This window comes from Synechococcus sp. R5-13 (genome assembly GCF_047462015.1).
In the GTDB taxonomy this organism is placed as follows: domain Bacteria; phylum Cyanobacteriota; class Cyanobacteriia; order Thermostichales; family Thermostichaceae; genus Thermostichus.
Map to the genome: position 1 here is coordinate 44,831 of NZ_JANSIL010000119.1, position 6,637 is coordinate 51,467.

The following is a 6,637-nucleotide window of genomic DNA, read 5'->3' on the forward strand; positions in this document are numbered from 1 at the left end:
AAGGGAAAGGTTGGATCCTTCAGGGCAACAACTCTTCGATGGCCTCTTCTTTGGTGTTGGTGCGGCGGGAGAGGGTGCGGCGGTCGAAGGTCATGTGGATCTCCCGGTTTTGCTCGCCATCGGCAGCCACCGCAAAGATGGGGAAGTCGATGTTGCCGTCTGGGAAAGCCATGTGGAAGCGGAAGGTGCCATCGGGGTTGAGCTGGATCTTGCGCCCGCCAATGGTAACGGTGGCATCCGGCTCTGTGGCCCCATAGACAATCAGCTCGGCATCGGCCACCAACCAGAACTTGCGAGAGCGCTGCGGCAGCACTTCGGAAGCCCCCGAGAACAGGCCCAGGCCGGATCCTGAAGCCATCCAGGGAGCAGCGGGCACCTCCGCCATGGCCATCCCCATCATGCCCACACCCGAGGGGATGATAAACGAGCTGATGGCCTGCTCCGGCACCAATTGGCGGCTGCCCATCTGGTGGCTGCCAAACAGGGATCCCGCCACCCGCATCGCCTCAAAGCCACCCACCATTTCCAGGAAGGGATCGACCGTGGCACCCTGCTGCGGCTCATCGCCTTTGTAGTCCACCACGCCCATGCCGGTGGCGCTGCGCTTGTAGGGCTCGCTGAGCTGGTAAAGGGTGCGGCCCTGCAGAGCCATGTCGAAGGGCACCGTCAGGAAATGCTCTTCAAACCAGTCGGAGGGAAAGACTGGCGGCACCATCACCGCCGCCGAGCGGGCCAACATCAGCCAGCGGCCATCTGCCGTCCGGTAGCCAATTTCCACAATGTAGGAACGATCGCTCACCGGGATCGGCAAATACCACTCCCGCGCCAACTCATCACAGGGGTACTCCTGCATGCTGTGGGCCGGCTGGTAGCTGAAATCGATATCCGTCACATCGTAGAGGCGCAGCGCCAACTGTTGGCCGCCCTCGCGGCGCTTGCTTTCTTTAGCCTCGTTGGGCACATCCCAATAGGCGTAGGCCCACTGGGGATCCCGCGGCAGCAAAACGATGCGGCTTTCCCCGTAACCGCCCGGCAAATCGCCCAGCCCTTTGTCCACATCGGCCAGATCCGTCTTGCCGGCAACCTCTTGACCCCTAAACTTCGTTTGGGTGACCGATTCTTGCCCCTTGGGCTCCGGCATGGCATCGACAGGGCGGCCAGCTTTGACTTGGGCCTCTCGAATGGCCTCAATCAGCTGGTCTTTGGTCATGCGGCTGTACTTGGGGATCTGATAGCGGGCAGCTTCTTCCCGCAACTGCCGGATGGTCATTTCTTCCAACGGGATCCGCTCTTGTGGCATGGTCGGGGTCTCCTGTCTTCGACAAATCGGGCTTCGTGCAATGCTCCAGCTTTTGTCCTATGGGCCGATCCCAGCTTGTGGTTCTGAGGACAACCTTGAACCTGCTGATGTATCGGCTTGCCTCGGGCTCTCCAGCCGCTGATGACCACAGGTGGGGATCAACGGGGATCATCAAGAATGATGAACCCATGTTTGCGTATTTTTGCCTGTCGGTCAAGACCCTGGGGATCGCTGGGGATCAATCTCTTGTTCTCCGACCCACCTTTAGGGAGAGGCCAGGAGCCCCAGCTGCTCTCAAGCCAAGGGGAAGACTGCGCGGGATCCCCTGCCGAACCGGCCCTGCCTGGGTAGCATGGGGGAGGATGAGCGGTTGCCGAGCGGGCCGCAGGTTTTGAGGCCAAGAGGTGTGGGCATGAGGTGGTGGAAGTATAGGATTCAAGGCATACGGATCCAAGTGAGCTGGGCAGCACTGGGGATCCTGCTGGCGGGGCCGGTCTTGCCGGTGGAAGCTGTGGATGCCCAAACGCTGTTTCCTCCCCTTTACCGCTTGCAAGGGGGATCCCCTACCCTGCCCGCTTCTGAAGCAACGCCCTGGCGTCCAGTAACCCAGGATTCTGTTCCGCTCCCACAAACAGATCAAGCCGATCCAAAAGTCCAGCCGGCCCAACCCGGCCATGGAGAAGTGGCAGAAGGCCCGGTTTTCGATCTGGATCTGTTGCGGCAGTTCGGCACCAGCCCCGGCGGCAGTGGCTCTGGATCCCGGCAGGGGGAAGTGGTCGGGCCGGGCAGCGGCCAGAGTGGGGTGCGCGGAGCCAGCCCTGGCTCAGGGATGGGCACAGGCCAAGGGCCAGGGGGTGGAGCGGGTCTGGAAGCGGGATCCCAGCGGCGGGAACCGCAAGTGACAGGGTTGATTGTGGATGCGCGGGGCTTAGATTTCTTGCCTAGCCAGTCAATGCGCTTGTTTGATCCCGATGGCAATCAAGTCTATACCCCCGTTACTCTTGGCCAAGACCTCAACGCGGCCTTTGTGGGCAGCGAGGGCACAGCTGCCTATGCCACCTCGGAAGAGCAGGCCCGCTCACTGGTGAACCGCATCGGGGAACGGCCTCACCGCATTCGTGCCATCCGCACCCTGGGCTACGACCTGGTGATTTCCGCCGAAGATGCTTTTAGTCTGCGCCAGATGAATGCGACAGATGGCTTTCTGGATCGCTTTGCTGTGGTGGTCATCTGGGATGGCAGCCAAGCCAGTCTCCCCTGAGGCCCAGGGATCCCAGCATGGCCATCAAAGCACAGGACAGAGGAATGCTAGCCTAGCAAAAGTGCTCTGTCTGCACCACCCGCACCACCTCCAGCGGGGTTGATATCTTCCTGGGGATCCCAGCCTTATGCAACGGTTTGCCAACCAACCTCTGCGGGAACATCCCCACCTGGCGGTGTTTTCCTCCAGCAAGGTGGGCAATTTTGTGGTTACCATCCCGCTGTTGCGGGGCCTCAAGGAAAAATACCCCGGCTGTGTGCTGGATTTTTTTGGCAGCGAGATTACCCGCGACTTTGAGCTCCACTGCCCCTACATCGACTTCAGCTTTCCTCTCTACAGCCGTCGTCCCGATTACCTCGAGGCCCTGACCGCTGCTGTGCGAGAACGGGTGGCTCAGGCCGGGCCCTACGATCTGGCCATCAACTGCGACGAGTTTAGCGAGCTCAACCTGGTGGCGGTAACGGCCCTGCGCCCCCAGTACATTGCCGGGGCCGGCTTGACTCTGGATTTTCGCCGCAAGTTGGACCCCGGCTCCGACCCGGTACAGCGCATGCTCCAGGATGACGACTGGAACGGCCTGGAGTTTTTGCAGCGCTACAAAGATATCCTCACCAGCAACTACATCGCCGAAATCTTCTGTCGCCTGGCGTACGTGGAGACGGATTTTTTCCGCCTGGAGCTGCCCAGCCGGGATCCCGGTTTTCCGGTGCCAGAGGTCTTGGTGCACATCACCACTACCCGCCGCGCCAAGATGTGGCCTCTGGAGTACTGGCGGCAGGTGATCCAGTGGTGCCAAGGCCAGGGCCTGCAGGTGGGGCTAATCGGCAGCGCGCCGGAGCTGCAGCGATCCCTCTACCACGGCGGCAGCAGCGAAGACGAACTGCTGGCGCAAACGGGAATGGTTGACCTGCGGGGCAAAACCAGCCTCATGGAGCTGGCGGGGGCCCTGAAGCGGGCGCGGGTGTGTATCTCCGTGGATGCGGGGCCGATGCACATTGCGGCGGCAGTGGGCTGTCCCACCATTGCCCTGTTTGGCAACGATGCCGATGGGGATGGGGCCAGCCCGGTGCGACTGTGGGCTCCTCGTCTGCCCCACGTCTATCTCACCCAAACCGCCTACAAGTGCCGGGTCTGCGCAGAGAACAAGTTCAAAAACGAAACCTGCCTGGTGGAGGGTCATCCCTGTATGGCCCATCTCAAGCCGGAAACGGTCATCGGCTACTTGAAAGAGATTCTCAAGCAAACCTAGAGGTTCCACGCCCTCACCCCCAGCCCCTCTCCCAAAGAGAGAGGGGAGCTATGGAGCGACGGGGTGAGTTGTTTCATGGCTACTTGAAATGGCCATGTCTTGGGATCCCCATCTTTTTCCCCCTGGGAATCAGGGGGGCCGGTGGGCAGCAAGGAGTGCCCAGGGGCGCAGTTCGGATCCCTGGAAGTCCGTTTAAGCTGAGAGTTCAAGGCTGAAAACTTAGTGCCTAAACCATTTGGGTGTGAGCTGTGACTTTGGAGATGTGGTATCGCCACCAGCTGAGCCGCTTTGCAGAGTGGGGAAAAATAAGGCTCTGGCAAGGAGTTGCCCTGAAGCTGCTGGCCACTGCTTGCTTTGCCTGTTTAGGCGCGATCATCCGGCTCAACACTCCCGCCCTTCACCCCTTTCAGATTGTGTTTTTGCGCAACCTATTCGGGTTTCTCGCCCTGTCGCCGCTGGTGTTGCGGGCTGGGATCCAGTCTCTGCACACCGCCAAGATGGAGTTTTACCTCCTGCGCTCGGCGATCAGCACGGTGGGGATGTTGCTCTCCTTTTGGGCAGCCAGCCTGTTGCCTCTGGCAGAAGCTACGGCGCTGAGCTTTGTTCAACTTTTGTTTGCCGGCACGATGGCGGTATGGGTGTTGGGCGAGCAGATGCGCTCGTCCCGCTGGCTGGGATTGGGCCTGGGGTTTGCCGGGGCTTTGGTGATGTTGAGGCCAGGCTTCCGAGAGTTTTCTCTGGGAACAGGGCTGGCCTTGGGGGCGGCAGCACTCTTTGCCTGGGTGACCATCGTGCTCAAGATCCTCTCCCGCACCGAGTCCAGCCTCACGATTACGGCCTACATGGGCCTGCTGCAGACCCCCCTTTCCTTTCTGGCTGCCGTCTGGGTTTGGACCTGGCCTTCTCCTGAGCAGTGGCTGTGGATGGTGGCCATGGGGCTACTGGGCAGCATTGGCCAGGTGGCCCTCGCCCAGGCCTACAAGCTGGCTGAGGTGACGATGCTGCTGCCTCTGGATTTCTCCCGTCTGCTCTGGGCCAGCCTAATCGGGTTTTGGGTGTTTGCCGAGATCCCGGATGGGTGGACTTGGATGGGCGGAGCCTTGATCTTGGTGGGCGCCACCTCTGGAGCCTACGGCGAAGCCCGCCTGCCCACAATGCCGACCCAGGCCCGTACCGGCGGAGTTGGATAGCAGACAGATATCCTCTGCCAGGACTTACAGCCGAGGGAGAACAGGGCTGGAGCTGGTCAGGTCTGTGGTGGTAAGGGCCACCAACAGGGCTTCTGGACTGACGGGGAAGGGCAGGTGGTGGATGTCGGATCCTGGCTGGCAGGCCACTTGGGCAGCATGCAGCAGGTCGGCGGATCCCAAGTGACCTAGCTTGAGATCCCGCAAGTTGAGGGGCAACCCCACCTGGCGGTAGAACTCCAGCAACTGGGTACGTGCTGCCAGCGCCAACTGGCTTCCCTGCAGGATCTCTTCTAGGCGGAGCTGGGCCAAAATGCCGAAAGCCACCTTCTCGCCGTGCAGGGTGGCCCGGTGCCCCGACAAGTGGGTTAGCCCGTTGTGGACAGCGTGGGCGGCCACGGTGCGACACTTAGCCCCACCCATGCCGCCGACGATCCCCGCCAGGCAAATGCAAGCATCCACCACCTGCTTCCAAGCGGTTCCGCCCGGCTCCCGCAGGGCCGCCGCCGATTGCTGGAGAAGCAAATCCCGCAAGACACGGGCTTGCTGCACTGCCCCAATCACCAGGGCATCTTCCGATGCGCCGCTGCTGACAGAAGACTCGTACCACTTGGCCAAGGCATCTCCGATCCCGGCTACCAAGGTGCGAGGGGGAGCCTGACGAATGAGGTCGTAGTCCAAGATCAAGGCGGCTGGGGCCTGATCCAAGGCCACATCCCGCTGAAAAGCGCCGCTGTTGGAGTAGATATTGGATAGGGCACTCCAGGCGGCACAGGTGGCAGCAGAGGTGGGCACGGTAACCACGGGGATCCGCAGCCGGTGGGCCACCAGCTTGGCCGTATCCAGAGCCTTGCCCCCGCCTACCCCCAAGATGCCGGTTGTGGACTCCGCCATGGCCAGCGCCTGCAAACGCGCCAGCTCGGACTCGCTGCAATCTACCCCGTAGGTAGTCCAGTGAACTTGGAGGGCGGGATCCCGGGCGAAATTGCGCTCCAGGGGGGCCTCAACTACAGCCAAGGAGCGTTCCCCCCCGATCACCAGCACGCGGGATCCCAGTACCGCAAGGGGCACAGCTTCCAGAATGCCGCTGCCGCGGTACAGCCGACCTGGGGCCAGAATGGCAAGATCCAATTGGCAAGGAGAGGCGCTCAGCATTGCAAGAATGGGCGAGAAAAAGGACTCCGTCCCGCTATCGCGGTAGCTCAGTGTCCGTGAATACAGATAACGATTCTAGCCGCAAAAAGGGCTGCGCACCGCTGGCGCGAATGCAGATGGCTCACCTAAGGTCTGGCTATAGTTGTTGAAGCTGGTCATCCCCTCAACTCTTCAGCCTCTAAGGCCTCCGGATCGCTGACAGTTCTCAGCAAGGGATCCCGTTATGAACCCTGCGACCCAACACCAGCTCATGCTCAAAATTGTGGCCGGCTCTGCTTGGGCCGATGGGCATTTGGAACCCCAGGAATTGGCCTACTTGGGATCCCTGCTGCGCCGCTATGGTTTGGAGCACGATACCGAGCTGCGAGAAGTAAACTACCCGACCCTGACCTTCGCAGTACAGGGCGGGCTTTCGGTAGCCCTGCAGTTGGCAAGCCAACCACGAGCCTCTGGGGTGGTTTACAGCACCCCCAATCGACCGTTAC

5 protein-coding genes and 1 pseudogene are annotated in these 6,637 nt (G+C 61.2%); 4 read left to right on the forward strand and 2 right to left on the reverse strand.

Annotation, left to right across the window (positions count from 1 at the left end; genetic code table 11):
- Positions 1–19 precede the first annotated feature (19 nt).
- A complete protein-coding gene (locus NW840_RS09605; RefSeq protein WP_414343890.1) occupies positions 20–1,300 on the reverse strand; it encodes a DUF4912 domain-containing protein in 1,281 nt (426 codons plus the stop codon).
- Between the two features lie 454 nt (positions 1,301–1,754).
- On the opposite strand from NW840_RS09605, the gene NW840_RS09610 reads away from it, so the two are divergent.
- From NW840_RS09610 to NW840_RS09620, 3 genes are all read left to right on the forward strand, one after another.
- On the forward strand, positions 1,755–2,561 hold the full coding sequence (locus NW840_RS09610; RefSeq protein WP_414343891.1) for a hypothetical protein: 807 nt from the start codon (positions 1,755–1,757) through the stop codon (positions 2,559–2,561).
- A gap of 127 nt (positions 2,562–2,688) precedes the next feature.
- Positions 2,689–3,810: a glycosyltransferase family 9 protein gene (locus NW840_RS09615; protein WP_414343892.1), complete on the forward strand. Its 1,122-nt coding sequence runs from the start codon at positions 2,689–2,691 to the stop codon at positions 3,808–3,810.
- Positions 3,811–4,058: 248 nt separating this feature from the next.
- Positions 4,059–5,000, forward strand: coding sequence for a DMT family transporter (locus NW840_RS09620; protein WP_238376852.1), 942 nt, complete (start codon positions 4,059–4,061; stop codon positions 4,998–5,000).
- Between the two features lie 24 nt (positions 5,001–5,024).
- Here NW840_RS09620 and NW840_RS09625 read toward each other — a convergent pair whose 3' ends face one another.
- Positions 5,025–6,152 (reverse strand): iron-containing alcohol dehydrogenase family protein, encoded by a 1,128-nt coding sequence (locus NW840_RS09625; protein WP_414343894.1) that lies wholly within the window; start codon positions 6,150–6,152, stop codon positions 5,025–5,027.
- A gap of 223 nt (positions 6,153–6,375) precedes the next feature.
- On the opposite strand from NW840_RS09625, the pseudogene NW840_RS09630 reads away from it, so the two are divergent.
- Positions 6,376–6,637 (forward strand): annotated as a pseudogene (locus NW840_RS09630) (hypothetical protein); the annotation flags it as partial.